At 71.9% G+C, this 26,924-nt stretch carries 23 protein-coding genes; 12 read left to right on the top strand and 11 right to left on the bottom strand.

Features of this window, described 5'->3' with window-relative positions:
• The coding region (locus tag VFZ92_RS10240) for a proton/sodium-translocating pyrophosphatase (protein ID WP_330875600.1) at positions 1-1,422 on the bottom strand (1,422 nt) is incomplete at its 3' end.
• A 220-nt stretch (positions 1,423-1,642) separates the two neighbouring features.
• Here VFZ92_RS10240 and VFZ92_RS10235 point away from each other — a divergent pair.
• A complete protein-coding gene (locus tag VFZ92_RS10235; RefSeq protein ID WP_414719855.1) occupies positions 1,643-4,054 on the top strand; it encodes a DEAD/DEAH box helicase in 2,412 nt (803 codons plus the stop codon).
• Here VFZ92_RS10235 and VFZ92_RS10230 read toward each other — a convergent pair.
• The 8 genes from VFZ92_RS10230 to ssd all read right to left on the bottom strand — a co-directional run bounded on the left by VFZ92_RS10230 (position 4,024) and on the right by ssd (position 10,887).
• Positions 4,024-4,668: a bifunctional DNA primase/polymerase gene (locus VFZ92_RS10230; protein WP_330875598.1), complete on the bottom strand. Its 645-nt coding sequence runs from the start codon at positions 4,666-4,668 to the stop codon at positions 4,024-4,026. The two genes, VFZ92_RS10235 and VFZ92_RS10230, sit on opposite strands and share 31 nt — an antisense overlap.
• 265 nt (positions 4,669-4,933) lie before the next feature.
• Positions 4,934-5,269, bottom strand: coding sequence for an Rv3654c family TadE-like protein (locus VFZ92_RS10225; RefSeq protein ID WP_330875597.1), 336 nt, complete (start codon positions 5,267-5,269; stop codon positions 4,934-4,936).
• A gap of 314 nt (positions 5,270-5,583) precedes the next feature.
• Entirely contained in the window at positions 5,584-5,949 is a 366-nt protein-coding gene (locus tag VFZ92_RS10220) for a TadE family type IV pilus minor pilin (protein WP_330875596.1), read from the bottom strand.
• Positions 5,946-6,125 (bottom strand): DUF4244 domain-containing protein, encoded by a 180-nt coding sequence (locus VFZ92_RS10215; RefSeq protein ID WP_330875595.1) that lies wholly within the window; start codon positions 6,123-6,125, stop codon positions 5,946-5,948. The genes VFZ92_RS10220 and VFZ92_RS10215 overlap by 4 nt, the downstream gene beginning before the upstream one ends.
• Before the next feature lie 23 nt (positions 6,126-6,148).
• Positions 6,149-6,706: a type II secretion system F family protein gene (locus VFZ92_RS10210; RefSeq protein ID WP_330875594.1), complete on the bottom strand. Its 558-nt coding sequence runs from the start codon at positions 6,704-6,706 to the stop codon at positions 6,149-6,151.
• Positions 6,703-7,518 (bottom strand): type II secretion system F family protein, encoded by an 816-nt coding sequence (locus VFZ92_RS10205; RefSeq protein ID WP_330875593.1) that lies wholly within the window; start codon positions 7,516-7,518, stop codon positions 6,703-6,705. The genes VFZ92_RS10210 and VFZ92_RS10205 overlap by 4 nt, the downstream gene beginning before the upstream one ends.
• 43 nt (positions 7,519-7,561) lie before the next feature.
• Positions 7,562-8,716 carry a TadA family conjugal transfer-associated ATPase gene (locus VFZ92_RS10200; protein ID WP_330875592.1) on the bottom strand — a complete coding sequence of 385 codons (1,155 nt, stop codon included), beginning with the start codon at positions 8,714-8,716 and terminating at the stop codon, positions 7,562-7,564.
• Between the two features lie 1,106 nt (positions 8,717-9,822).
• On the bottom strand, positions 9,823-10,887 hold the full coding sequence (ssd, locus tag VFZ92_RS10195; RefSeq protein ID WP_330875591.1) for a septum site-determining protein Ssd: 1,065 nt from the start codon (positions 10,885-10,887) through the stop codon (positions 9,823-9,825).
• A 436-nt stretch (positions 10,888-11,323) separates the two neighbouring features.
• On the opposite strand from ssd, the gene VFZ92_RS10190 reads away from it, so the two are divergent.
• The 6 genes from VFZ92_RS10190 to VFZ92_RS10165 all read left to right on the top strand — a co-directional run bounded on the left by VFZ92_RS10190 (position 11,324) and on the right by VFZ92_RS10165 (position 19,279).
• On the top strand, positions 11,324-12,151 hold the full coding sequence (locus tag VFZ92_RS10190) for an HAD-IB family hydrolase (RefSeq protein ID WP_330875590.1): 828 nt from the start codon (positions 11,324-11,326) through the stop codon (positions 12,149-12,151).
• A 648-nt stretch (positions 12,152-12,799) separates the two neighbouring features.
• On the top strand, positions 12,800-14,434 hold the full coding sequence (locus VFZ92_RS10185) for a glycoside hydrolase family 3 protein (RefSeq protein WP_330875602.1): 1,635 nt from the start codon (positions 12,800-12,802) through the stop codon (positions 14,432-14,434).
• On the top strand, positions 14,431-15,666 hold the full coding sequence (locus tag VFZ92_RS10180) for a DUF1343 domain-containing protein (protein ID WP_330875589.1): 1,236 nt from the start codon (positions 14,431-14,433) through the stop codon (positions 15,664-15,666). The genes VFZ92_RS10185 and VFZ92_RS10180 overlap by 4 nt, the downstream gene beginning before the upstream one ends.
• An 8-nt stretch (positions 15,667-15,674) precedes the next feature.
• Positions 15,675-17,306: a serine hydrolase domain-containing protein gene (locus tag VFZ92_RS10175; RefSeq protein ID WP_330875588.1), complete on the top strand. Its 1,632-nt coding sequence runs from the start codon at positions 15,675-15,677 to the stop codon at positions 17,304-17,306.
• 132 nt (positions 17,307-17,438) lie between these two features.
• Positions 17,439-18,362 carry a MurR/RpiR family transcriptional regulator gene (locus tag VFZ92_RS10170; RefSeq protein ID WP_330875587.1) on the top strand — a complete coding sequence of 308 codons (924 nt, stop codon included), beginning with the start codon at positions 17,439-17,441 and terminating at the stop codon, positions 18,360-18,362.
• Positions 18,359-19,279, top strand: coding sequence for an N-acetylmuramic acid 6-phosphate etherase (locus VFZ92_RS10165; protein WP_330875586.1), 921 nt, complete (start codon positions 18,359-18,361; stop codon positions 19,277-19,279). The genes VFZ92_RS10170 and VFZ92_RS10165 overlap by 4 nt, the downstream gene beginning before the upstream one ends.
• Here VFZ92_RS10165 and VFZ92_RS10160 read toward each other — a convergent pair.
• Positions 19,262-19,732: an Lrp/AsnC family transcriptional regulator gene (locus VFZ92_RS10160; protein ID WP_330875585.1), complete on the bottom strand. Its 471-nt coding sequence runs from the start codon at positions 19,730-19,732 to the stop codon at positions 19,262-19,264. The two genes, VFZ92_RS10165 and VFZ92_RS10160, sit on opposite strands and share 18 nt — an antisense overlap.
• 106 nt (positions 19,733-19,838) lie before the next feature.
• Between VFZ92_RS10160 and VFZ92_RS10155 the strand changes: the two genes are divergently transcribed.
• From VFZ92_RS10155 to VFZ92_RS10145, 3 genes are all read left to right on the top strand, one after another.
• Positions 19,839-20,675 (top strand): tryptophan 2,3-dioxygenase, encoded by an 837-nt coding sequence (locus tag VFZ92_RS10155; RefSeq protein WP_330875584.1) that lies wholly within the window; start codon positions 19,839-19,841, stop codon positions 20,673-20,675.
• Positions 20,672-21,808, top strand: a complete 1,137-nt coding sequence (gene kynU / locus VFZ92_RS10150) for a kynureninase (protein WP_330875583.1) — start codon at positions 20,672-20,674, stop codon at positions 21,806-21,808. Before VFZ92_RS10155 ends, kynU begins: the two co-directional genes overlap by 4 nt.
• Positions 21,809-21,897: 89 nt before the next feature.
• A complete protein-coding gene (locus VFZ92_RS10145) occupies positions 21,898-22,395 on the top strand; it encodes a hypothetical protein (protein WP_330875582.1) in 498 nt (165 codons plus the stop codon).
• Here the strand turns inward: VFZ92_RS10145 and VFZ92_RS10140 are convergent, their stop codons facing one another.
• Positions 22,396-23,121 carry an oxidoreductase gene (locus VFZ92_RS10140; protein WP_330875581.1) on the bottom strand — a complete coding sequence of 242 codons (726 nt, stop codon included), beginning with the start codon at positions 23,119-23,121 and terminating at the stop codon, positions 22,396-22,398.
• Positions 23,122-23,581: 460 nt separating this feature from the next.
• On the opposite strand from VFZ92_RS10140, the gene acs reads away from it, so the two are divergent.
• Entirely contained in the window at positions 23,582-25,564 is a 1,983-nt protein-coding gene (gene acs, locus VFZ92_RS10135; RefSeq protein ID WP_330875580.1) for an acetate--CoA ligase, read from the top strand.
• Positions 25,565-25,693: 129 nt separating this feature from the next.
• Entirely contained in the window at positions 25,694-26,893 is a 1,200-nt protein-coding gene (nhaA, locus tag VFZ92_RS10130; protein ID WP_330875579.1) for a Na+/H+ antiporter NhaA, read from the top strand.
• Positions 26,894-26,924: the final 31 nt, after the last annotated feature.

Raw genomic sequence — 26,924 nt, 5'->3', positions numbered from 1 at the left:
GTTGCCGACGGCGTCCAACCCGCGGAGCACCTGCGCGGGCCGTCCCTCGAACTCGCCGGACATCTCGGCGATGCCCTGCGCGTTGTCCGAGACCGGACCGTACGTGTCCATCGAGACGATGACGCCCACCGTCGTGAGCATGCCCATCCCGGTGAGCGAGATGAAGTACAACGCCTCGGCCGTCGTGTCGCCGAGCAGGAACGCGCCGGATACCGCGGCGGCGATCACGAGGATCGCCCACACCGTGGACTCGAGCCCGACCGCGAAGCCGGACAGGATCGTCGTCGCCGGGCCCGTCTGCGTGGCCTCGGCGATCTCCTGCACCGGCTTGTACTTCGTGTCGGTGAAGTACTGCGTGAGGACCTGGATCACGCTCGCGAGGATCAGGCCGAACAGGACCGCGACGCCCGGTCGGTAGTCCTCCATGTAGACCCCGGCGATCACGAACACGACAGCGGCCGAGATCGCGGCCGAGAGGAAGAACCCGCGGTTGATCGCCTTCATCCCGTGCTCGTCCTCGCTGCGCGGCGTGACCGCGAGGATCCCGATGATCGACGTGATGACGCCGACCGCGCGGACGAACAGCGGGAACATCACGCCCGCGATCGCGCCGACGTCGGAGTCCGCGTACGCGGCGGCCCCGAGGATCAGCGAGGCGACGAGCGTCACCTCGTAGGACTCGAATAGGTCCGCCGCCATCCCGGCGCAGTCGCCGACGTTGTCGCCGACGTTGTCGGCGATCGTCGCGGCGTTGCGCGGGTCGTCCTCGGGGATGCCCTGCTCGACCTTGCCGACCAGGTCGGCGCCGACGTCGGCGGCCTTCGTGAAGATGCCGCCGCCGACGCGCATGAACATCGCCAGCAGCGCGGCACCGAACCCGAAGCCCTCCAACACCTTCGGGGCCTGGCCCGCGTAGACGAGCACGACGACCGCGGCACCGAACAGGCCGAGGCCGACGGTCATCATGCCGACGACGCCACCGGTGCGGAACGCGATCCGGGTCGCCTTCTCCCGTCCGCCGTCCTCCTTCGACGCGGCCGCGACGCGCACGTTGGCGCGGGTCGACAGCCACATGCCCAGGTAGCCGATGCTCGCGGAGAAGACGGCGCCGATGATGAAGAACAGCGACCTGCCGATCCGCTCGTTCAGGTCTTCGGCGGGTAGGGCGAACAACAGGACGAAAACGATCACCACGAAGGGTGCGAGCGTGCGGAACTGCCTGTTGAGGTAAGCCGCTGCGCCCTCTTGGACCGCCTTGGCGATGTCCTGCATCTTGGGGGTGCCCTGGCCTGCGGCCAGCACCTCCCTGAGCAGTACGTAGCCGACGGCAAGGGCTGCCAGGGCGACCACGGCGATCACGGCGACAACGCCGCGATCACCTCCGGAGAGTTCAAGGCCCTCCGCGAGGAATTGCCGGGACATCCGTCCTCCTGGTGAGTGTCTGCCCAACAGGGGACCGCATCGCGTCGCGCCACCAGCGGCCGACCGCGCGTCAGCCCAGACACCACGTGATGCATCCCTCATTGGATGCGATTCGGCGGAGTCTATTCATAGGTGGCAAGCCTGCAACGATACGTCCCGATCCGTGCACACACCGTTATCTACGCAGGAAGCGGTACGCGGTGCTTCGACGGTGTCGGAACTGTCGGTGCCGTGTGCGAAGCTGCCGACCGTGGCCGACCAGGGACGCCGACTGCTGGAGAGGGTCCTCGCCGGGGTGCCCAGCGGGGAATCACCCCTCACGCACGTCACCGATATGCCACGTCGCGCCGCCCAATTGGCGCAGTGGCCATCGTGGGCGGCCGAACGGGTGATCGACTCCGTGCGCTCCAGCGGCGTCGAGCGGCCGTGGCGGCACCAGGTGGAGGCCGCCGACCTCGCCTGGTCGGGGCGCGACGTGGTGCTCGCCACGGGCACCGCGTCCGGCAAGTCGCTGGCCTACCAGCTGCCGGTGCTGACGACGCTGACCACCGACCCGCGCGCCACCGCCCTCTACCTGGCGCCCACGAAGGCGTTGGGCGCGGACCAGCTGCGGTCGGTCGAGGCGCTGGCGGTGCCGGACGTGCGCGCCTCCTCGTTCGACGGCGACACGCCGATGGCCGAGCGCGACTGGGTGCGCGCCTACGCCAACTGGGTGTTCACGAACCCGGACATGCTGCACCGCGGCATCCTGCCGAACCACACCCGGTGGATCAGGCTGCTCAAGCGGCTCAAGTACGTCGTGGTCGACGAGTGCCACGCCTACCGCGGCGTGTTCGGCTCGCACGTCGCGCTGCTGCTGCGCAGGCTCCGCCGCGTCGCCCGCAAGTACGGGGCCGACCCGGTGTTCGTGCTGGCCTCCGCCACGGTGACGAACCCCGCCGTCTCGGCGGGCCGCCTGCTCGGCGCCGAGTGCGCCGCCGTGACGGAGGACGGTTCGCCGCGCGCCTCGCGCACGGTCGCGCTGTGGGAACCGCCGCTGCTGGAGGACTTCGCGGGCGAGAACGGCGCTCCCGTCCGCCGCTCGGCGGGCGCGGAGGCGTCCCGCATCCTGGCCGACCTGGTCGTGGAGGGCGCGCGGTCGCTGGCGTTCATCCGCTCGCGCGTCGGCGCCGAGCTGACGGCGATGGGCGCGCGGCGCCTGCTGTCCGAAGTGGACGACTCACTGCCCGGCCGGGTCGCCGCGTACCGAGGGGGCTACCTGCCGGAGGAGCGCCGCGCCCTGGAGCGCGCGCTGTCGAGCGGTGAACTCCTCGGCGTGGCGACGACGAACGCGCTGGAGCTGGGCGTCGACATCGCGGGCCTGGACGCCGTGGTGGTGGCCGGTTTCCCCGGCACGCTGGCGTCGTTCTGGCAGCAGGCGGGTCGCGCGGGCCGCTCGGGCGACAGCGCGCTGGTCGTCTTCGTCGCCCGCGACGACCCGTTGGACACCTACCTCGTGCACAACCCGCCCGCGGTGTTCGACCGCCCGGTCGAGGCGACCGTGCTCGACCCGACCAACCCGTACGTGCTCGCCCCGCACCTGGCGTGCGCCGCGGCCGAACTGCCGCTCACCGAGGCCGGGCTGGCGGAGTTCGGCGGCGCCGCGGCCCTGCCCGTGCTGGCGGACCTGGTGGAGCGGAAACTGCTGCGCCGCAGGCCGAACGGCTGGTACTGGGCGTCGCACGACCGCCCGCACGCGGCCGTCGACATCCGCGGCACCGGCGGCGAGCAGGTCGTCGTCGTGGAGGCCGACTCGGGCCGGATGCTCGGCACCGTCGATCCGGGCGCCGCGCACCGCTCGGTCCACCCCGGCGCCGTGTACCTGCACCAGGGTGAGTCGTACGTCGTGGACGACCTGGACCTGGAGCAGGGCTTGGCGCTGGTGCACACGGACCGGCCGGACTGGTCGACGATGGCCCGCGAGACCGTGGACATCACGGTCGTCAGCACGCTGGAGCGGCGGGACTACGAGGGCGTCTCGGTGTGCCTCGGCGAGGTCGAGGTGACGTCGCAGGTCGTCGGCTACCTGCGCCGACTGCCGTCCGGGCAGGTGATCGACCAGGTGCCGCTCGACCTGCCGGAGCAGGTGCTGCTCACCAGGGCCGTCTGGTACACGGTGTCGGAGAAGTTGTTGGCGAGCAGCGCACCGGGGGGCGCGGGTCTGGATCCCGCGCGCGTCCCCGGTGCGCTGCACGCCGCCGAACACGCGGCGATCGGCCTGCTACCGCTGTTCGCGACCTGTGACCGCTGGGACATCGGCGGTGTGTCGACCGCGCTGCACGCTGACACCGGGGAGGCGACGGTGTTCGTGCACGACGGTCATCCAGGAGGGGCCGGATTCGCCGACCGCGGCTTCGCCGCTGTGATCCCCTGGCTGGTCGCTACTCGGGAAGCGATCGCTTCGTGTACGTGTCCGGCTGGTTGCCCGTCCTGCGTTCAGTCGCCGAAGTGCGGGAATGGCAACGAACCGCTGGACAAGGCAGGTGGGATGGCCGTCCTGGGCACTGTTCTCGGGGTTGTCGGGGAGAAAACCAACAGCACCCAGGACGGCCAGCTCGAGGGTCAGGCCCGTTCGGCGGCGACCAGCCGCTGAGCGTTGGCCTGGAACAGCGAAGGCATCTGGATGGCTTCGACGAGCGCGTCCTGCACGATCCGCGACGCGGGCAGGCTCCAGCCACAGATCTGCGGCTTGACCCGCCAGTGCACGACACCGTGCTGGACCGGCGACGGCGGCAGGGAGATGTACTCGCCCTTGCCGTAGTGGCGGACGTCGTCGTGCGCCACCAGGTCGGAGCCCAGCGACTGGCCCGACTCGACCAGGAACATCCACGCCCCGGCGGGCGTGGCGACGATCGGCACCGGCAGCCCGATGGTGCGCAGCGCCGTGGCGGCCCGGCGCCCCAGGTCCGCGCTCACCTCGATCGCGTCGAACACGTAGCCCGTGGCACCGAGCACGCTGTACGACTGACCGGCCCACCACTGCGCGACCTGGTTCGGCTGGGTGCCGATGCGCTCCTGCCAGTCACCGTGCACCGGCACCGGACCGTCGGTCTCGACACCGCCGCGCCCGGCCCACTGGACGTCGCCGTTCTCCGAACCGGCCGGATAGGTCCCCGGCAGCACAGGCCACCCGTGCCACGCGAGGCCGACCGCCTCTGCCCGCAGCTCGATGCGGAAGGCCCCGCGCCAGCTATCCGACCACTCCATGCTCTGTCGCCTCCAACTACCTGAACACTGACACTGTGTCGGTGTTGCCGGACACCGTGTCGGTGCCGCTACTCCAATTAACGGCATCAACAGCGCCGGATGTAACTCCCCGTCGACAACTGGTCGGAATGGCACGGCGAACGAAGCCTCCGCTGCGGGCGACTGAACTGCCGGCTGAACCTGAGAGCACGCTAAGAGCAACCGCGACCAGCCTGTGAGTCCGCTCACCGTGGATGGATGACCGTTCACCGCGACCGACACCCCCTCACCCTTCAGCCGGACCGGCACGCGTCCGAACGCTCACCGCGCCGAACAGCGGCACGATCCCCTCGACGTCGACCTCCACCTCCCAACCGCTCGCCGCGCAGCCGATCAACCGCTTGCCCGCGCGCTCGACCACCCACCGCGCCCTGTCGCAGGCAGGTCCCACACCGTCGGCGAGGTGAGCGGCGGCGGCCAACGCGGCCAGATCAGCCGCCCCCTCCACCTCGTGCCGCACCACCACCGCGCCACCGACCTGCACACCGAGGCTCGTGAGCAGCGCGAACACCACCAACCACGCCACCCCGAGCACCGTCGCCGATCCCCGGTCACCACCCACCCACGCCTCCTCTCGCTGTAGCCCACCGGCCAACGACCTCCCCCCGGCAGCACCCTCGCCGTCCAGGAACCGACCCCACCGCTCGTCGTGGACCAGCGGTCAACGAACCTCAGGCGACCCCGCGGAGGAACGCCGTCTCCCGCTGACCGGCGGTCAACGGGCAAACCGACACCTCGACCCGATGACCCGCACCTGTGCTCAAGACCGCCGAGGTACAGCCCTCCTCTCCGGTCCTGTCCGTTGACCGCCGGTCAACGGACAGGACCGGCGACCGACTCGATGGCCTGCCCCGCTCCTTGCTCCTTGCGCGGCGGTCAGCCGTCCGTCGTCGGTTCGAGCACGGCGAAGGCGCGGGCGGTCAGGTGCAGCCCTGGGAGGAGGTCGACGGTGGGACTGCCCGAGACCTCGACGTGGACGGTGTCGCCGTCGGTGCGCACGGTCAGGTTCGCGCCGGCGGGTGCGATGGACCGGACGGCCGACTCGGCCCGTTCCGGTTCGCCGCGGGCCAGCAGGCGCGCCGCTTCACGGGCGGCGTCGGTGCAGCGGAGTTGGTCCACCACGGCCGTGATCGCGCACGCTCCCAGCACCAGGACGATCACCAGCGGGAACACCACGATCGCGGTCTCGACCGTGACGGTGCCGCTGTCGTTCGGAGAGCGCGAACGGCGTCGAGGTCTCACACGCCCACCGAGAAGGCGCTCTGGACCAGGTCCTTCAGCATGGTCGCGACGGTGTCGCCGCTCAGGACCGCGTAGAGGGCGGTCGCCAGGGCCGCCGCGGCGAGGGTGCCGAGCGCGTACTCGGCGGTGGTCATGCCGTCGTCGCCGCGCAGTGCTTCGCGGATGAGGTGGTGCATCGGGTTCGCTCCTCGTCTGGTGGTCACCAGGTCGTGGTGAATCGAGTGGCCAGTCCGATCACGACCGGCAGCACTCCTAGGCAGAGAAAGGCGGGCAGGAAGCAGGCGGCCAGCGGACCCGCCACCAGGACGGCCGCCCGTTGGGCCCTGGCTTCGGCCTGGTCCACCACCTGCTCGCGGACGCGAGCGGCGAGGTCGGCCGCCAACACCGCCAGCGCCGCGCCGGACCGAGCGGTGCGGCGCGCGCCACGGGCCAGCGGCGCGGTGGTCTCGTGGGCCAGGGCCGGAGTCCAGGCCGTCACGGGGTCGGCCCCCAGTGAGAGCAGCGAGCCGACCTGGCGCAGGGCGGTCGCCGCCGGTGGCGACAGGCCGTCGACCACCGCGTGCACGGCGCTCGCCACCGGCAGCCCGGCCCGGAGGCAGGCGGCCAGCAGGTCCCAGGTGGCGGCGACCGTGAGCGGGTCGTCCGCCGCCGGAGGCGCGGGACGCCGCGGTGCCGTCCTCGGCCCGGCCAGCCGGTTCAGCACCGGCGGCGGGGACGGGAGGACGAGCAGTGCCAGGGCCAGCAGGAGAAGGGTCATGCTCCGACCGCCCTGCTGGTCAGCCGGGTGCTCCACAGCAGACCGGCGCAGATGAGCGCCGCGCCCAGGACGAGCAGCACCTGACCGGCTCCGGTCGAGGTCAGGACGTGCAGGGGGCGGGTGCCGCTCAACTCCCCCAGCAGGATGCCGAACAGCGGGAGTCCCGCCAGGACGGCGGCACTGGCCTCCGGACCCGCCATGCGCGCCCTGACCTGGCCCGCGAACGCGACTCGCCGCTCCAGGTCCCGGCGAACCGCGTCCAGCACGTCGGCCAGCGGCACGCCGTGGTGGTCGGCCAGCCGCCAGGCCCGTGCCAGGGGGCCCAGTGCCGCGGCGAGTTCGGGTCTGGTGCGGGACATCGTGTCGAGCGCCGTCGTGACGTCCCCGCCCAGCCGCGCGGTGGAGGTGATCCCGGCCAGCACGGTCGTGGCCGGTTCCTCGGCGTCCTGCGCGGCGCCCGCGGCAGCGGCGGCCGGTTGCGCGCCCGCCTTGAGCTCCGCCACGAACGCCGCCACGCCGTCGGCCACCACCGAGGTGGCGGTGAGGTGGGCTCGGTGCCGCGCGCGTGAGCGGACTCCGCGCCGGACGGCGGTTCCGACCATCGCGGTCGCGACGAGGGCTGCTGGTCCGGCGAGGAGTCCCAGCAGGACGCAGACCGCCACGACAACGGCTCCGCGGTGGGGTTTTCTCGAACTCCGCGGACGAGGAGGGCCCAACGCGCGGAGTCTGCGGGCCGCCGCGGAGGCCGGGAGGACCAGCAGTGCCGCGGCCAGGACGGCCAGTGGCACCACGGGTGAGTCCGAAGTGGTCATCGCTCGGTCACCTCGCTGTTCGAGTTCGGGTTGGACGGTCGCCTCAGCAGGCGCGGTTCAGCAGGGAGTGCAGGGTTGGCCACGCTTCCCGCTGACCGTGGGCGCGGTGCCAGGCCGTGCGGACCTCGATGGCCGTGGGGGTGCGGTGGAAGACGCCGATCTCGGCGAGGTGTCTGGCGCCGTCCGGGGCGCGGCGCATGTGGAGGACCACCTGGACCGCCGCGGCCAGTTGGCTGTGCAGGGCGGTGCGGTCCAGCCCGCCCAGCGCCGCCAGTGCCTCCAGACGAGCGGGCACCTCGGTCGGCGAGTTGGCGTGGAGGGTGCCCGCACCACCGTCGTGGCCGGTGTTGAGGGTGGCGAGCAGGTCGCAGACCTCGGCTCCCCGCACCTCGCCGACGACGATGCGGTCGGGACGCATGCGAAGGGCTTGGCGGACCAGTTCGCGGACCGGGACCTCGCCCGCGCCCTCGATGTTGGCCGGTCGGGCCACCAGGCGGATGACCTGGGGGTGGTCCGGTTGGAGTTCGCCCGCGTCCTCCACGCACAGGACGCGCTCGGTGTGGGGGACGCAGCCCAGCAAGGCGGCGAGGAGGGTCGTCTTGCCCGAGCCGGTACCTCCGACGACCAGGAAGGCGAGCCTGGACGTGACGACGGCTCGGAGGAGGGTCGCGGTCTCGGTGTCGAAGGTGCCGCGGGCGCGGAGTTCGTCCAGGTCGTGGACGGCCGGGCGGAGGACTCGCAGGGACAGGCAGGTGCCCGCGGCGGCGATCGGCGGGAGGACGGCGTGCAGGCGGATCCGGCCCGACGGACCGGAACCCGGCAACCAGCCGTCCACGTAGGGCACCGCTTCGTCCAGACGACGACCCGCCGCCACGGCCAGGCGTTGCGCGAGCCTGCGGACCGCCGCCTCGTCCGGGAACGTGATCGCGGTGCGGCGCAGGCCCTGCGCGCCGTCGGCCCAGACGTCGGTGGGGCCGGTCACGAGCACGTCGGTGGTGTCGGGGTCGGCCAGGAGCGGGTCCAGGGGGCCCGCGCCGACGAACTCCTGGCGCAGCAACGTCAAGGCGGACAGGACTTCGGCGTCGCCCAGGACGCCGCCTGCTTCGTCGCGCACGGCTTCCGCTACCGCGGCCGGTGTCAGCTCGGCCCTGCTCACCGCCAGTCGGCGGCGGACTCGTTCGACCAGGTCTGCGCTCATGGGAGTTCCTCGGGTGGTTGGGGGCCGGTCGGGCGGGGCGGGCGCCCGACCGGCGGGATGGTCGACGGTCGCGGGAACGGTCGGGGACGAAGCCCGCGACATCGACCTGGACGGGGTGGCCGGTCGGCCTGGGTGCTGGATCGGAGGCGGTTGGTGGGCCCTCGTTGTCGGGGAGCGCCAAGCGCGCCGCTGGAGGTGGTCGGGGAGCGGTCGGGAGCGGCTGGTCAACGAGGTCGCGATCGAGGCGGACCGCGCGACGTGGCAACCGATTGCGAGAGCAGGCTGCTGGCGGTGGTCGAGTCACGGTCGACGCTCCGAGGCGAAGAGGAAGGCGAGTGCGGGCACGGCTGGCGGTACGACGCTGCGACCGACACGACGCAGGCGACGCACGTGACGCGATCACCGACGCGGGAGCCGATTGGCCGCTCAGCGACCACGAGCAGCTCAGTCGCCGCGGACTGAGGACCGCGGACAGGGATCTTCTGAGGTAGGGCCGTCAGCGCCACCGCTCGCCCCAAGGGCGAGCGGTGGGCGGAAAGCAGGCGGTGAAGAACCGAGAACAGGGGCGCCGGACGGAAGTCGGAGAGCAGGGAGCGGGAAGCGGGAAGCGGAGCCGGAAGCGGGAGCCGGAGCCGGAGCCGGAGCCGGAAGCGGAAGCCGGAGCCGGAGCCGGAAGCGGAAGCCGGAGCCGGAAGCGGAAGCCGGAAGCGGAAGCCGGAAGCGGAGCCGGAAGCGGAGCCGGAAGCGGAAGCCGGAAGCGGAGAGCGGAGAGCGGAGAGCGGAGAGCGGAGAGCGGAGAGCGGACGGTAGAGGTGGGGTGCCAGGTCCGAGAGGCGACCGCGTCGAGATCGCTGTCGTGGATCGAGAACGACTCGGCTGTTGTGACCGCCTGTCCAGATCGACACGACCGATCGCTGGTCCGACGCGCACGCCGACACCGGTCGGGGGCAAGGCACTCGTCGTCATCACCGGACGTGGCGGAACGCGGGCCTCCCCCGCCGAGTGGTCGCTGACGACGGTGGGGGCGAGCGCGGTTGCCCGCGCGATCACCAGAGCCGAGGCGGGCGGTCTCCCCGTCGGCGCGGCGAAGGCCCGGCGGTCGTGGGTCAGTCGGCGTGCAGGGCGTCCAGGACGGCCTTCGCCGCCTTGGCCAGCGGGCCTCTTCGGTTTTCCGGGAAGTGGCCCCTGTCCAGTGCGATGGCCAGGCCCGGTTCGGGGCGCATCGAGGTGAGGAGGGGGACGCCGACGGCTGTGGCTATGTCCTTGCCGCGCAAGCCCGTCGGGCCTGGGGCGCGGACCACCGCGGCCAGTTTCACGCCTCGTTCGGTGATGTGGTGGGCCACGCGCTTGGCGGCCGCGGTCGCGCGGACCTCGGCCGGGACCACGAGGACGGCCAGGTCTGCTCGGTCCAGGGCCGCGCAGGCCGCCTCGGTGAGTTGGCGCGGGAGGTCGCACACCACCGTCTCGCCCGCGCGGCGGCCCGCCTCGACGACCGCTGCCACGGCGTCCGGTTCCGGGCCGCGGCCGTCGCGGTCGCAGGACAGGACCGTCAAGCGACCTTGTTTCGCCGTGCGGCCGGGCAGGGCCGAGTGGAGTGCCGAGGCGGCCACCCGGCCACCGGTCAGGTGCAGTTCGGGCCAGCGCGGGCCCTCGGCGGATTCGGTGCCCAGCGTCAGGTCCAGGCCGCCGCCCAGCGGGTCGCAGTCGACGAGGAGGCCGTGGCCGCCCGAGGTGAGGACGGCCTGGCCCACGGCCGCGGCGAACACGGAGGCGCCCGCCCCGCCCCGGCCGCCCAGCAGGGCGACCACCCGACCCTCGGAGCTGGGTGGGCCTTCGGCGAGGTCGGCCAGCGTTCCCGCCAGCCACTGCTCGGCGGCGGGGAGTTCGACCACGCGTTCCAGGCCCAGCGCCACGGCTTCCGGCCACACGGCCTGCGACGGCGGCTGGTCGCAGACCAGGTACACGCCGGTGCGGCGCGGCAGGTCGAGCACCCCGCACTCGAACGCGCCCCACTCGTCCAGCAGCACGACGGGCGCGTCCTTCCAGCGCGTGCGCAGCGCTGCCGCGTCCGCCACGCGGTCCAGGTCGCAGCCCGCCGCCGCGGCCAGGCGGAGCAGGTCGTCCAGCAGTGGTTCGTCGCCCACGAGAGCCACGGGTCGGTTCGCGTCCACCCGGCTCACCTCCCAATCGACTCGGTGCAGGTCCGGGGTCAACGGTGGGCTGTCGTGGGAGGAGCGACAAGGAAGGAAGATCGACATGTGGACAAGCACCGGGGCTGTGGACAAGTCGCCGGACGATGACCGGCTTTGTCGGTGCGGTGGGTCAGACTGGGGGGTTGGGCGCCGAACACCGGGAAGAGGGCGGCCGATCCGACCCCGGACATGGGACGACCCCCGCCAGGGGGGAGGGACGGGGGTCGTCATGGTTCAGTCCCGGGGGGTCGGACTGAACCGGTCCGGCAGAACCGGACAGCACCACTGTATCCCCAGAACCTTGACTGGTGCTTGTCTTCCGCTGGAGGACGCGAGGAATTTCCGTCATCCGGCGCACACCGACTTCGTCAACAAGCGAAACGCCACCCCGGGACCGAACCCCTAAACTGAGCCCGTGACCGATCCCGGCAGCGGCGAAGCCCCCGCACAAGGCAACCGAGTCGCCGCGTTCTTCGACCTGGACAAGACGGTCATCGCCAAGTCGAGCACGCTGGCGTTCAGCAGGCCCTTCTTCCAGGAGGGCCTGATCAACCGGCGCGCGGTGCTCAAGAGCGCCTACGCGCAGTTCGTCTTCATGCTGGCCGGCGCGGACGCGGACCAGATGGACCGGATGCGCTCGCACATCACCGCGCTCTGCGAGGGCTGGGACGTCGAGCAGGTCAGGTCCATCGTCGAGGAGACGCTGCACGACATCGTGGACCCCTTGGTCTACAAGGAAGCCACCCAGTTGATCGCCGACCACACGGCGGAGGACCACGACGTCGTCGTGGTGTCGGCCTCGGGCGAGGAACTGGTGGCCCCGATCTCGGGCATGATCGGAGCGACGCACAGCGTCGGCACCCGCATGGTGGTCGCGGACGGCCGCTACTCGGGCGAGGTCGACTTCTACTGCGCGGGCGAGAACAAGGCCATCGCGATCAAGCAGCTCGCGCAGAAGCACGGCTACGACCTCGACGACTGCTTCGCGTACTCGGACTCGGTCACGGACCTGCCGCTGCTCGAAGCCGTCGGCCACCCGACCGCCGTCAACCCGGACCGGGCGCTGCGGAAGGTCGCCGCCCAACGGGGTTGGCCGGTGCTCACGTTCTCCGACCCGGTGTCGCTGCGCGCCCGGATCCCCACCCCGTCGGGCACGGCCGTCGCGGTCACCGCGATCGGGATCGGAGCGGCCGCCGCGGCGGGTGTCGCCTGGTACGGGATGCGCCGCAGGCGCCGCAGCTAGCCCGTGGGGTGCCGGTGGGTGACACCCTCCGCCCGGTCAGCGGTACCCGACGCGGGAATGTCCGCGAGCGCACCACTTTCGCTACTGAACGTCGCTTGAACGGTGCACCCTTCCGAGGCCTTGCTGTGACGGCGAACACGGTCTACAAATGGAGGTGCGGACCTCCGGTCGGCCAGGGACGAAGCAGAGGATAAGCGACGTCCACCCCGGCAGAGCTCCGTGCACGGACTTCGAGCACCCACGCGCAGCACGCCGCGGGAGGCTTGCCGTCAAGGGCCTGCGTACTGGGACGCTGGACGCCGAGGCCATGTTGATACGGCACGAGTTGCACGCTTGGTAACTCGAAAGCCCGTGCTGTTGGCGGGGGCCCCACACGAAAGTGCGGGGCCCCCGCCCTTTTCGTCGTCCGGCGGTTTTCCACGGGGCGCGGCAGAATCCCCAACCCGTTGACCGACCCGCAAGACGTGGGTAACTTGCGAACATGTCCGGACAACTGTGGAAAACACGCCTGGGGAGGCTCGTGTGGGCCGGGTCGGACGCTCGATAGCCACTGCCGTGCTGGTCACGGCAGGTATCTGCACGCCACTGACCGCTGCCGCCGAGCCTGATCCCGTGGCGCCGCAGAACATCACGTCGCTCGTGCGCGGGATGACGTTGGAGGAAAAGGTCGGTCAACTGTTCGTGACCTACCTGAATGGACAATCGCCCGACGAGGTGAATCCAGTCAACCGGAAGGACTTCGGTGTTGACACTCCGGCACAGGTGGTAGAGAAGTTTCACCCTGGCGGGGTCATCTACTTCAACAACTCCAGCCGCGACAACATCGACACCCCACAGCAGATCGCCGCGCTGTCGAACGGTCTCCAGCGCGCCGCGACGAGAAGTGGAAGCCGAATTCCTCTCGCAATCTCCACGGATCAGGAAATGGGGATCGTCACCCGAATAGGTGCACCCGCCACGCAGTTCCCCGGCAACATGGCGCTGGGCGCGGGCCGCTCGACGGCGGACGCCGAAAAGGCGGCCACGATCACCGCGAGCGAGCTGCGCGCGATGGGGATCAACCAGGACTTCGCGCCGGACGCGGACGTGAACTCGAACCCGGCGAACCCGGTGATCGGCGTCCGCTCGTACTCCAGCGACCCCGCGCTCGCGGCGGACATGACGGCCGCGCAGGTCCGCGGCTACCAGCAGCGCTTCCTGGCCAGGGGCGCGGTGTCGGCGACGGCGAAGCACTTCCCCGGCCACGGAGACACGTCCGAGGACAGCCACACGAGCCTGCCGGTGGTGGACCGGACGGTGGAGCAGTGGCGGGAGGTCGACGCGCCGCCGTTCCGCGCGGCCATCGCGGCGGGCATCGACTCGATCATGACCGCGCACATCCAGACGCCGCGGATCGACCCCTCCGGTGAACCGGCGACGCTGTCCAAGCCCGTCGTCACCGGTCTGCTGCGCGAGGAGCTGCGCTACGACGGCGTCGTCATCACCGACTCGCTCGGCATGGCGGGCGTGCGGCAGCTGCACTCCGACGCGGAGATCCCGGTGCTCGCGCTCAAGGCGGGCGTCGACCAGCTGCTGATGCCGGTGAACCTCGAACTGGCCGTCACCAGCGTCCTGGACGCCGTTCGCGGCGGCGAGATCAGCGAGCGCCGCATCGACCAGAGCGTCCTGCGGGTGCTGCGGATGAAGTTCCTCCGGGGCATGCTCACCAGCCCCCTCGTCGACGTGGACGCGGTGCCGCGCACGGTCGGCTCCCCCGCGAACCTGGAGTCCGCCCAGCAGATCACCGACCGCACGACCACCGTCGTCCGCAACGACGGCGGCGTGCTGCCGCTGCGCGCGAAACCGGCGTCCGCACTGGTCACGGGCTGGGGTGATGCGTCGACGCGGGCGTTGGCCGAACGGATGACCGCGCGCGGCACGGCGACGACGCGGCTCACGACCGGCAGCACCCCCACCGAGGCGCAGATCGCGGCGGCGGAGCAGGAGGCCTCACGGGCCGAGGTCGTCTTCCTGCTGACGAACGCCCTGAGCAAGCAGCCCGCGCAGCAGGCGCTGCTGGCCAGGCTCCTGGCGACCGGGAAACCGGTGGTCGCGGTGGCCGTGCAGAACCCGTACGACGTCGGCCACGACGCCCCGACCTGGCTGGCCACCTACTCCTACGGCGCGGGGTCGATGGAGTCGCTGGCCAGGGTCGTCCACGGCGAGGCCGCTCCCGCGGGGAAGCTGCCGGTCGCGGTGCCGGGTCCGACGGCCTACCCCTTCGGCCACGGGATCACGTGGTGAGGCGCAGGCAGCTCCTCCAGGCGGGTGCGCTGGCCGTGCCCGCCCTGACGCTGGCGAGCGCTCCCGCCGCGGCGGGCGGCGCCGAGGTCGTCACGGGCGCGGAACTGCTGGCGCGCGACGGCTGGCGGCGCCTGGCGGGCAGGCGCGTCGGCGTCCTCACCAACCCGACGGGCGTCCTGGTCGACCAGACCCACGTCGTCGACTCCATGGTGGCCGCCGGGCAGGGGCCGACGGCCGTCTTCGGTCCCGAGCACGGCTTCCGCGGCACGGCCCAGGCGGGCGGTTCCGAGGGCGACTACGCCGACCCGCGCACCGGGATCCCGGTCTACGACACCTACGGCAAGGACGCCGCGCAGGTCGCGGCGCTCTTCCGCAAGGCAGGCGTGGACACGGTCGTCTTCGACATCGCGGACGTGGGCGCGCGCTTCTACACCTACATCTGGTCGCTCTACACGGCGATGCGCGCCGCCGCGGCGACCGGTGCGGCGTTCCTCGTGCTGGACCGCCCGAACCCCGTCGGCGGCACGGCGAGGGGCCCGCAGCTCGACCCGGCGTTCGCCACCGGGGTCGGCCGCAAGCCGATCGTCCAGCAGCACGGCATGACGGTCGGTGAGCTGGCCGGGCTGTTCGACGGCGAGTTCCTCCCGTCCGACGGCGGCAGGCTGACCAGCCTCGACGTGGTCTGGGTGAAGGGCTGGCGGCGGGCGGACCTCACGACCGGGCTGCCGTGGGTGCCGCCGAGCCCGAACATGCCGACGCAGGACACCGCGCTGGTCTACCCCGGCACGTGCCTGTTCGAGGGCACGGTGTTCTCCGAGGGCCGCGGCACGACCAGGCCGTTCGAGACCGTGGGAGCGCCGGACGTCGACTGGCGGTGGGCCGAGGCGCTCAACGGCCTGCGCCTGCCCGGTGTGCGGTTCCGCGAGACGTACTTCTCCCCCACGTTCGGCAAGTTCGTCGGCAAGGCCTGCGGCGGGGTGGCCCTGCACCTCACCGACCCGTCCGGCTTCGACGCGATCCGCTCGGCCGTCGCGATGATCGTCACCGCCCGGTCGCTCTACCCCGCGCTGTTCGCGTGGCGGCCGGACAACTTCATCGACAACCTCAGCGGCTCCGACCGCCTGCGGCGCATGGTCGACGCGGGCGCGGGCGTCGACGAGGTCGTCGGGGCCTGGGAGTCCGAGCTGTCCGCGTTCCGCCGCACCAGACGTCCGTACCTCCACTACCGGTGAGGACCTCGATGCGCCTGCTCGCCCTGCTCCTGGTGACCCTGGTGGCCATGACCGTCAGCCCCGTCCACGCCGACCCGTCGACCGGCCGCTTCGACCGCCCGCACACGGGTTTCTCGCCCCCGTGGACCACGCTGCACCCCGGTGAGCTGGAGCAGGGGCCGATCGACGCCGCGCTGGCGCAGGTCACCCGCTACACCGAGGCCGACGCGACCGGGCACCCGCTGTTCTCCGGCGCGGTCACGCTGATGGTCCACGACGGCGAGGTCGTCGCCCACGAGCCGACCGGCTGGGCGGTGCGGTACGCCGACCAGACCACCGAGCTGCCGGTGGAGAGGAGGGTGCCGATGGCCGACGACACGATCTTCGACCTCGCGTCCATCTCGAAGCTGTTCACGTCGATCGCGGTCATGCAGCAGGTGGACCGGGGTCGCGTGCGCGTCGACCAGCCGGTGTCGCGCTACCTCCCCGAGTTCGGCGTGAACGGCAAGGCCGACATCACCGTCGAGCAGCTCCTCACCCACACCTCGGGCCTGGAGCCGTACCTGCCGCTGTGGCAGAGGTGGCCGGACGTGCCGTCGCGGATCAAGGCCGTCATGGACGTGGCGCCGAAGAACCCGCCCGGCTCGACCTACACGTACTCCGACCTCAACCTGATCACGCTGGGCGTGCTGGTGGAGCGGGTCAGCGGCCAGCCGCTGGACCGGTTGGTGGGCAACGGGATCGCCCGCCCGCTCGGCCTCGTCGACACCGGCTACAACCCCCCGGCGAGCAAGCTCGACCGGATCGCGGCGACGGAGTACCAGCCGAACACCAGCCGGGGCGTGGTCCGCGGCACGGTCCACGACGAGAACGCCTGGTCGCTGGGCGGGGTCGCCGGGCACGCGGGCGTGTTCTCCACCGCGCGCGACCTCGCCGTGCTCGGCCAGGCGATCCTCAACGGCGGCACCTACGCGGGCCACCGGATCCTCCGGCCGAAGACCGTGGAGCGGATGCTCACCGACCACAACACCGAGTTCCCCGGCAACGCGCACGGCCTCGGCTTCGAGCTGGACCAGCGCTGGTACATGGGCGCGCTCAGCTCACCGCGCACCGCCGGGCACACCGGGTTCACCGGCACGACGCTCGTCATCGACCCGATGTCGCGCTCGATCGCCGTGCTGCTGACCAACCGCGTGCACCCGTCCCGCGACTGGGGTTCCATCAACCCCGCCCGCCGTGCCGTCGCGGACGGCCTGGCGGGCGCGCTCGCCGTGCGCCCCCAGCGCGGACCGGACGCGTGGACGCCCACCGCGACCGGCGCGACGCTCACCACGGGTGACCTCCCCGGCGCGCGGCGGGTGTCGTTCGACGCGTTCGTCGACCTCGACGTCGGCGACAGCGTCGTGCTCCAAGCGGGCGACGGGACGACGTGGCGGGACCTGCGGACGCTCACCGGAACGGGCACGAGGACGTGGAAACGGGTCGATGTGGTCGCGGAGGCGTCCCGGTTCCGCTGGCTCTACACGCGCGGCACGGGCTACGGCGGCAGAGGCCTTTACCTGGACGGGATCCGCGTCTCGAACGACCGCGGGACGCTGCTCGACGGGGAGCGGAACCCGGAGGCCCTGACGGCCGCGGGCTGGCGACCGGCGAACCGGTGAACACCCTGCGTCGACCTGTGTGGACGGTCCGTGAGGAGCTGACGCCCATCCGGGTGAGAAGTGCTCGCAATCCTGCCCGAGTTACTCCTCCCGTCCGTTGACCAGGGAAGTAACGGTTAGTAAGTTTCCCACGTGTCCAGCCACAACCCCGATTACGTCGACGCCAGCCCACTGGTCAAGATCCGCTCCCTGCTGCCGGGCCTCGCCCGCGCCGAGCAGCGGGTCGCCAAGGTCGTCCTGGAGAACCCCGCCACGGTCGCGCACCGCAGCATCACCGAGGTCGCCGAGGCCGCGGGCACCAGCGAGACGACGGTGACCCGCTTCTGCAAGGCCATCGGCGTCGGGGGCTACCCCGAGCTGCGCATCGCGCTCGCGGCCGACACCGCGCGCACCGCGGCCCGCGTCGACCGCGACCTCGGCGGTGACATCGCGCTCACCGACGACCTGCGCCAGGTGGTCGGCAAGGTCGCGTTCGCCGACGCGCGAGCGGTCGAGGAGACCGCCGAGCAGCTCGACGTCGAGACCCTGCAACGGGTCGTGGAGGCCGTCGCGGGCGCCGGGCGGGTGGACGTCTACGGGTTCGGCGCGAGCGCGTTCGTCGCGTTCGACCTCCAGCAGAAGCTGCACCGGATCGGCCGGGTGTGCTTCGCGTGGAACGACACGCACATCGCGCTGACCAGCGCTGCGGTGCTCACCAGCGCCGACGTCGCGGTCGGGATCTCGCACACCGGTTCGACGTCGGAGACCGTGGAGGCCCTGCGGGTCGCCAAGGAGCACGGCGCGACGACGGTGGCGCTGACGAACTTCCCCCGGTCGCCGATCAGCGAGGTCTCCGACCACGTGCTGACCACGGCCGCGCGCGAGACCACGTTCCGCTCGGGCGCGATGTCCAGCCGGATCGCCCAGTTGACGGTGGTCGACTGCCTGTTCATCGGGGTGGCGCAGCAGCACGTCGACAGCGCGAAGACCGCGCTGGAGGCGACGTACGACGCGGTGTCCGGCCACCGGCTGGGAGCGCGGCCCGACGGCAGGCGACGACGGGAGAACGGTAAATGACCTCGCCCGGCAACGGTGTGGCGGTGCGCGTGGATTCCCCGACCGAGATGCGGAACCCGCGCACCCTCGACATCGACGGCATGTCCACCGTGGACGTGCTGCGGGCGATCAACGCGGAGGACAGGACGGTGCCGGACGCGGTGGCGGCGGTGCTGCCGCAGCTGGCGCTCGCCACCGACCTCGCCGTCGGCGCGCTGCGCGCGGGCGGGCGGGTGCACTACGTCGGCGCGGGCACGTCGGGCAGGCTCGCCACGCTCGACGCGGCCGAGCTGCCGCCCACGTTCAACACCCCGCCGGACTGGTTCATGGCGCACCACGCCGGTGGTCCGGAGGCGCTGGTGCGGGCGATGGAGAACGTCGAGGACGGCAGCGGCGCGGCGGAGATCCGCCGTCACGCGTCGGCGGGCGACCTCGTCGTGGGCATCACGGCGTCCGGCCGCACGCCGTACGTCGTGGGCGCGCTGCGCGAGGCCCGCGCGCTGGGCGCGCACACCGTGCTGGTGTCGAACAACCCGGTCGCGCCCCCGCCGTGCGAGGTCGACGTGCTGATCGCGCTCGACACCGGTCCCGAGGCCATCGCGGGGTCGACCCGGATGAAGGCGGGGTCGTCGCAGAAGCTGGTGCTGACGTCGTTCTCCACCGCGGTGATGGTGCGGCTGGGCCGCACCTACTCGAACCTGATGGTCAGCATGCGGGCCACGAACGCGAAGCTGCGCGGCCGGACCGTGCGGATCCTGCACGAGGCGACCGGGCTGGGCGAGCAGGAGTGCACGGAGGCGCTGGCCGACGCGGGCGGCGACCTGAAGGTGGCGCTGGTGCACCTGCTGTCCGGCGCGACGATCGCGCGGGCCGCCGAGGCGCTGGTCGGCTCCGACGGGCACGTGCGCCAGGCGATGGTGTCACTGGGCACCGGGTAGGACCTTGTTCGGCAGGACGGGCCGCCACGGGATCGGCGTCGACAGGACCATCGCGCTGGACGTCTCACCGTGGCCGCCGAGCCGCACGAGCAGCCGTTCCAGCTCCTGCACCGAGGTCGTCACGACCTTCACGACCGAGCAGATGTCGCCGGTCAGCCGCACGACCTCGACCACCTCCGGGCAGTCGTCGAGCAGTTCCGGGTGCACGGTGATGCACCTCGGGCCGTAGCACTTCATCCGCACCAGGGCGACGACCGAGCGACCGACGGCCGTCGGGTCGACCGCGGCCCGGTAGCCGGTGATCACGCCCGCGTTCTCCAGCCGCCGCACCCGCTGCGCGACCGTCGGCGGCGAGACGTGCACCCGCCTGGCCAGCTCGTTGTACGACAGCCGGGCGTCCTCCTGGAGGGCTTCCAGCAGGGCCCAGTCCACGGAGTCCAGGTCGGTGCTCATGAACGCAAAGCTATCCGCCGAAACGGCTTTCAGCCATGAGAACTCCGTGGCCCGATGGTCGTCGACGTGCATTCAGAAATGCCACTCGACCACGCATGATGACGACATGAGCACCTGCCCGGTCATCCACAGCGGCGAAGAGGCCCCCAAGCTCGACTTCGGCGGCACCACGCCGTACGAGGACTACGTCCACGCCTCGGTCCTGCACACGCTTCAGGAGCAGGCCTCCGACGACCCGCGCGAGATGTCGTTCCTGGTCATCACCCAGATCATGGAGCTCTACTTCGGCCTCCTGTGCTTCGAGTGGCGCCAGGCGCAGCGGGAGCTGCGGGTCGACGACCTGCGCGCCGCCGTGCGCACGCTGCGCCGCAGCGACCTGCACCTCCAGGGCCTCAACGCCGCGTGGCGGCCGATCGCTCGGATGACGCCGGGCGAGTTCAACTCGTTCCGCGACGCGCTCGGCGAGGGCTCCGGCTTCCAGTCCGGCGTGTACCGCGAGATGGAGTTCCTGCTCGGCGAGAAGTCCCGGTCGATGCTGGTCCCGCACCGCGCCGTGCCGAAGCTGCACGACGCCCTGGAGGAGCGGCTGCACGCGCCGAGCCTGTACGACGACGTGCTCGCCGCGCTGCACCGCCGGGGTCTGGGCGTGCCCCTCGACGTGCTGGAGCGGGACCTGAGCAGGGCCTACGAGCCCAACGCCGACGTGGAGGCGGTGTGGGCGGAGGTCTACCGCGGCGACGACCGCGACCTGCTGGAGCTCGGCGAGGCGCTGACCGACATCGCCGAGGAGTTCGCGCGCTGGCGCTACGACCACCTGCTGGCCACCCGCCGCTCGATGGGTGCCAAGGTGGGCACGGGTGGCTCGGCGGGCGTGGCCTGGCTGGAGAAGCGCACCCAGCGCTCGGTGTTCCCCGAGCTGTGGACCGCGAGGAGCTTCGTGTGACCGACCTCGACGCCGTCGACCCGCTGGCGCCGCTGCGCGACCTGTTCGACCTGGACGACGACGTCGTCTACCTGGACGGCAACTCGCTGGGCGCACCGCCGCGCGCGGTCGCGGAGCGGGTGCAGGAGGTCGTGCGGCAGCAGTGGGGCCGCAGGCTGATCCGGAGCTGGTCCGAGGGCTGGTGGGAGGCTCCGCAGCGGGTCGGCGACAGGATCGGCGCGCTGGTCGGCGCCGCGCCGGGCCAGGTCGTCGTGGGCGACTCGACCAGCGTGAACATCTTCAAGGCGCTGATGGCCGCGGTGAGGGGCACCGACCGCGGCGAGGTCGTGGTGGACGCGGGCACGTTCCCGACCGACGGGTACATCGCCCGGTCGGTGGCGGAGCTGACCGGCCTCGACCTGCGGCCCGCGGCGCCGGACGCGCTGGAGCCGACCGGGCGGACGGCCGTGGTGCTGCTCAACCACGTCGACTACCGGACCGGCCGGATGCTGGACATGGCCGCCGTGACCGAGCAGGTGCACGCCGTCGGCGCGAAGGTCGTCTGGGACCTCTGCCACAGCGCGGGCGTGCTGCCGATCGAGCTGGACGCGCTGGGCGTGGACCTCGCCGTCGGGTGCACGTACAAGTTCCTCAACGGCGGGCCGGGCGCGCCCGCGTTCCTCTACGTGCCGACGGCCGCGCAGGCCGAGTTCGAGCAGCCGCTGACCGGGTGGACCGGGCACCGCGCGCCGTTCGCGATGGAGGACGCCTTCACACCCGACCCCGGCATCGCACGGGGTCGCGTCGGCACGCCGGACATCCTGTCGATGCTGGCCCTGGACGCCGCCCTGGACGTGTGGGACGGGGTGTCGCTGGCCGACGTGCGGTCCAAGGGGCTGAAGCTGACGGCGTACTTCCGGTCGCTCGTGGAGGACCTGCCGGGCGTGGAGGTGATCACGCCCGCCGACGAGTGGCGGGGGCACCAGGTCTCGCTGCGGCACCCCGACGCGGCGGCGTTGATGGAGAAGCTGATCGCGCGGAACGTCATCGGCGACCACCGGCCCCCTGACGTGCTGCGATTCGGGTTCGCGCCGCTGTACACCCGGTACTCCGACGCCCGGAGGGCCGCCGAGGCCCTGGCCGAGGTCCTCTAGATCACGCTCGGGTCCGGGTGTCGGTTGTCCTCCTGTGGCACATCTCGCGACCGGGCCACCGACGTCCGGACCGAGGCGTGTTCACGGGTATGACCACTTCCAAGCTGGCCTCAGTCCTCGTCGGCGCCGTGGCGCTCGCCCTCGGCTCGGCGGGCGTCGCGGACGCCTCCATCCCCACCCCTCAGTGCACCGCGTCCACCCTCTTCTCCGAGGTGGCGACGTTCACGTCGCCGAACCCCGGCGACCAGCTGTTCGGCATCATCTTCGAGGCGAAACCCGGTACGGCGTGCACGATGAGCGGAACGCTCGGCGACCTGGTCTTCGTGGACCGGTCCAACATGCCGCTGCCCGTCCCCGTCGTCTCCCCCGACCCGGCGAACGCCAAGCCCGCCGTGCTGGTGCCCGGCAACCCGAAGGTGGTGTACCTCGCCTCCAAGAAGGGGACCGGTGAGGGCTACACGCCCGCGGCCGCGTCCTTCACCCTGCCGTCGACCGCCGCGACCGACCGGACCGTGATGGTGAAGTGGCCGAAGGCCGCCCTGACCGGCCCGGCGCGCCTCGGGTACGTGGGCGACTTCGTCAGCTGATCACGTGGAGGCGGCGTCCGCGATGCTCGACGCCTCGCGGGCGCCCGCCTCCAGGGCTGAGCAGCAGAACAGGATCCACCGGGCGACGCCCTCGGGCTCACCGGTGGTGAACCCGACCAGCGCGGCGTCGTACTCGTTCTGCCGCCGCAGGCAGTGGACCTCGGGGACGCCGAGGCCCTTCGGGTCCAGGCCGGTGGCGATCGACGTGAGCCGCGCGGCGGCCCGCGCCACGACGCCGTTGGCGCTCTCGAACGGCGAGAGCGCCAGCAGTTCGCCGTGGACGATCGACACCAGGAGTGGACCCGGTGCCTTCGTGCCGCCGGTCAGCAGGCCCGCGAGCAGGTCGAGCCGGTCGGCGACGCCGGGGTCGAGCCGGGGCCTGCCCAGCTCGCCGTCGAAGTCGGCGGCGGCCAGCAGGTGCAGCCGGGCCAGCGCCTGCGACGGAGCGCGCTCCCACGTGGGCAGCAGCGTGCCGAGCGCCTCGGCGACCCGCAGCGACCCGGCCAGCACGGGGTCGGTCACCGAGCCGTCCTCCGGGATCGCGGTCGGGCCGCCGTCCAGGGCGGCGGACGCGCGGGCGGCGCGCACGGACGCCTCGGCGGCCGTCGTCGCCCAGCCGCGCAGGTTCACCCGGTGGCGGTGCACCTGGAAGACGGCGTTCTTGGCGTTGGCGACGGCGTCGGCCACGCCGGGCAGGTCCAGCAGCGGAGCCAGCGGATCGGTCACGGCCCGGACATTACCCGCCGGTAAAGTGGATATCCGGCATTGCCCTGAAGTGGGCCCGCAAGAGTAGCCACTTCCGCCATGGCGCCAGGCCGTGAGCGCAGACCGGTTCGACCGACCCGTGACCGCGCGCGACCGGACGGCACGCTGCGCGACACCGCGGCGCACTCCGCGACCGCACCGGAGTGGCCCGCCGTGCGCGAAGGGCTGACCAGCCGAAACTGGTCCGATCAGGGGTGAGGTGCGTCACGCCGGGGCCGTTCGTCGCAACGGACGGGTCGTTCAGCCGAAGAACGGTGGCACTGGCGCGCGAGCGGAGTTACACAGTTACCCAGGTGTTTCGACTGGACGCAGAATTGGTCTGAACCTTTTCGCGTGCCGAGCCTGTCGATCCGGGTCGTCCGGCACTACGGTCAGCACTGCCGCTCAGCACGTAGGTCAGGAATGTAGGAGGTCTCGCACCATGACCCAGCCGTCGGGCCAGGGCCCAGCCCTGGACAACCTGCACACGGAGAGCCGGACGTTCCCGCCCAGCGCGGAGTTCGCCGCGCAGGCGAACGCGACATCCGCGCTGTACGACGCTGCGAGTGCCGACCGCGAGGCGTTCTGGGCGGAGCAGGCGGACCGCCTGGAGTGGGACACCAGGTGGGACCAGGTCCTCGACTGGTCGGAAGCGCCGTTCGCGAAGTGGTTCGTCGGCGGCAAGCTCAACGTCGCCTACAACTGCGTGGACCGGCACGTCGAGTCCGGCCACGGCGACCAGGTCGCGATCCACTGGGTCGGCGAGCCCGGCGACAAGCGCACGATCACCTACAACGACCTCAAGCGCGAGGTCTCCAAGGCCGCGAACGCGCTGGTCTCGCTCGGCCTGGAGACCGGTGACCGGGTCGCGGTCTACATGCCGATGGTGCCCGAGGCGATCTTCTCGATCCTCGCCGTCGCCCGGCTCGGCGCGACGCACAGCGTCGTCTTCGCGGGCTTCTCCGCCGAGGCGCTGCGCACCCGCATCGACGACGCCCAGGCCAAGATCGTGATCACCACGGACGGCCAGTACCGGCGCGGCAAGCCCGTGTCGCTCAAGGCCGCCGTGGACGAGGCCGTCGCGCAGACCCCCAGCGTCACCAACGTGCTCGTCGTGAAGCGCACCGAGTCCGAAGTGGACTGGGTGGAGGGCCGCGACGTGTGGTGGCACGACGTCGTGGACGCCCAGTCCGAGGAGCACGTGCCCGAGGCGTTCGACAGCGAGCACCCGCTGTTCATCCTCTACACCTCCGGCACGACCGGGAAGCCGAAGGGCATCCTGCACACGACCGGCGGGTACCTGACGCAGGCCGCGTACACGCACCACAACGTGTTCGACCTCAAGCCGGACACCGACGTGTACTGGTGCACCGCCGACATCGGCTGGGTCACCGGCCACAGCTACATCGTCTACGGGCCGCTGGCGAACCGCGTCACCCAGGTCGTCTACGAGGGCACGCCGAACACCCCGCACGAGGGTCGGCACTGGGAGATCGTGCAGGAGTACGGCGTCTCGATCTACTACACGGCGCCGACGCTGATCCGCACGTTCATGAAGTGGGGCGACGACATCCCCGCGAAGTACGACCTGTCCTCGCTGCGCGTCCTCGGCAGCGTCGGCGAGCCGATCAACCCCGAGGCGTGGATCTGGTACCGCGAGCACATCGGCGCGGGCAAGGCGCCGATCGTGGACACGTGGTGGCAGACCGAGACCGGCGCGATCATGATCTCGCCGCTGCCCGGCGTCATCTCGACCAAGCCCGGTTCGGCGCAGCGCCCGCTGCCCGGCATCGGCGCGAAGGTGGTCGACGAGCAGGGCGTCGAGGTGGAGCACGGCGGCGGTGGCTACCTGGTGCTCGACCAGCCGTGGCCCGCGATGCTGCGCGGCATCTGGGGCGACGAGGAGCGCTTCCGCGACACGTACTGGTCGCGGTTCGCCGAGCAGGGCTTCTACTTCGCCGGTGACGGCGCGAAGTACGACGCCGACGGCGACATCTGGCTGCTCGGCCGGGTGGACGACGTGATGAACGTGTCCGGCCACCGCATCTCCACCACCGAGGTCGAGTCCGCGCTGGTCTCGCACCCGACCGTGGCCGAGGCGGCGGTCGTCGGCGCGTCCGACCCGACCACCGGCCAGGGCATCGTGGCGTTCGTGATCCTGCGCGGTGGCGTGGCCGACAGCGCGTCCGGCGCGGAGGCGATCAAGGCGCTGCGCGAGCACGTGGCCAAGGAGATCGGGCCGATCGCGAAGCCGCGGCAGATCATGGTCGTGCCGGAGCTGCCGAAGACCCGCTCGGGCAAGATCATGCGCAGGCTGTTGAAGGACGTGGCGGAGAACCGGCAGGTCGGGGACGTGACGACGCTGGCCGACTCGTCCGTGATGGACCTGATCTCCAGCGGGTTGAAGACCACGACCGAGGACTGATAGCCCGGTCACGAAAGGGCTCGCCGATCCGTCGGCGGGCCCTTCCGGTCGTTAGAGTGGGTTCCGGTGAGCCGGGAAGTCTGGTCGGCAGCAACATCGTGCTGTCCCCGAGACCCCGGAGCTGACCTGGTGAAGTCCCGCCCCCCAGCCATCGTCACCGATTTCGCCCGCTACCTGCGCACCGAGACCGTCGGCGGCCTGGTCCTGCTGGGCGCCACCGCCATCGCGCTGATCTGGGCCAACTCACCGCTGGCCGACCTGTACACGGGGCTGCGCGACCTGCGGGTCGGTCCGGCGTCGCTGCACCTGGACCTGAGCGTCGGCGACTGGGCCAAGGACGGTCTGCTCGCGGTGTTCTTCTTCGTCGCGGGCCTCGAACTCAAGCGCGAACTGGTCGTCGGCGAGCTGTCGAAGGTCAAGGCGGCGATCCTGCCGGTGATCGCCGCGGCAGGCGGCATGGTCGTCCCGGCTCTGGTCGCGGTGGGCGTGGCCTGGGGTGAGCCCGGCGTCGAACGGGCGTGGGCCATCCCCGTGGCGACCGACATCGCGTTCGCGCTCGGCGTCCTCGCGATCACCGCGTCCGGCCTGCCCAGCAGCCTGCGGGTGTTCCTGCTCAGCCTCGCCGTGGTCGACGACCTCGGCGCCATCCTGGTGATCGCGGTCCTGTTCACCTCGACGTTCAACGCGCTCGCGGCGCTCGGGGCCGTGGCGCTGATGGCGCTCTACGCCTACCTCCAGCACCGGCGGGTCCGCACCGCGTGGCTGTACGTGCCGATCGCGCTGGCCACGTGGGCGCTGGTGCACGCGGCGGGCGTGCACGCCACCATCGCGGGCGTCGCGCTCGGCCTGCTGACGCGCGTCCGCAAGGACCCGCGCGAGAGGCACTCCCCGGCCGTCCGCCTCGAACACCGGCTCCAGCCGTACTCCGCCGGGTTCGCGGTCCCGGTGTTCGCGCTGTTCGCCGCCGGGGTCCCCGTCGGCGCCGACGCGCTCGGCGCGCTGTTCTCGGACCGGATCGCGCTCGGCGTCATGGCCGGGCTGGTGGTCGGCAAGGTCGTGGGGATCGTCGGCGCGGCGGCGCTCGCGGTGCGGTTCGGCGCCGCGGTGTGGCCGAGCGGAGCGGGGCCGCGCGACATCGTCGCCGTCGGGATGCTGGGCGGCGTCGGGTTCACCGTCAGCCTCCTGATCTCCGACCTCGCGCTGGACGGAGCCGCCGCTGAACAGGCGAAGGCCGCCGTCCTGCTGGCGTCGTTGGCGGCCTCGCTGCTCGCCGCCGTCCTGCTCGTTCGGCGCAGTCGCGCGCACCGGCGCGACGACGAAGCGACCTGATCCGCCAGCCGAACGGCTGCCCGTCCGCGTG

Origin of the sequence: Umezawaea sp., from assembly GCF_036375055.1 — a bacterium.
In the GTDB taxonomy this organism is placed as follows: domain Bacteria; phylum Actinomycetota; class Actinomycetes; order Mycobacteriales; family Pseudonocardiaceae; genus Umezawaea.
The sequence above is the reverse complement of the archived record's forward strand: the minus strand, read 5'-3'. Positions and strand labels throughout refer to the sequence as shown.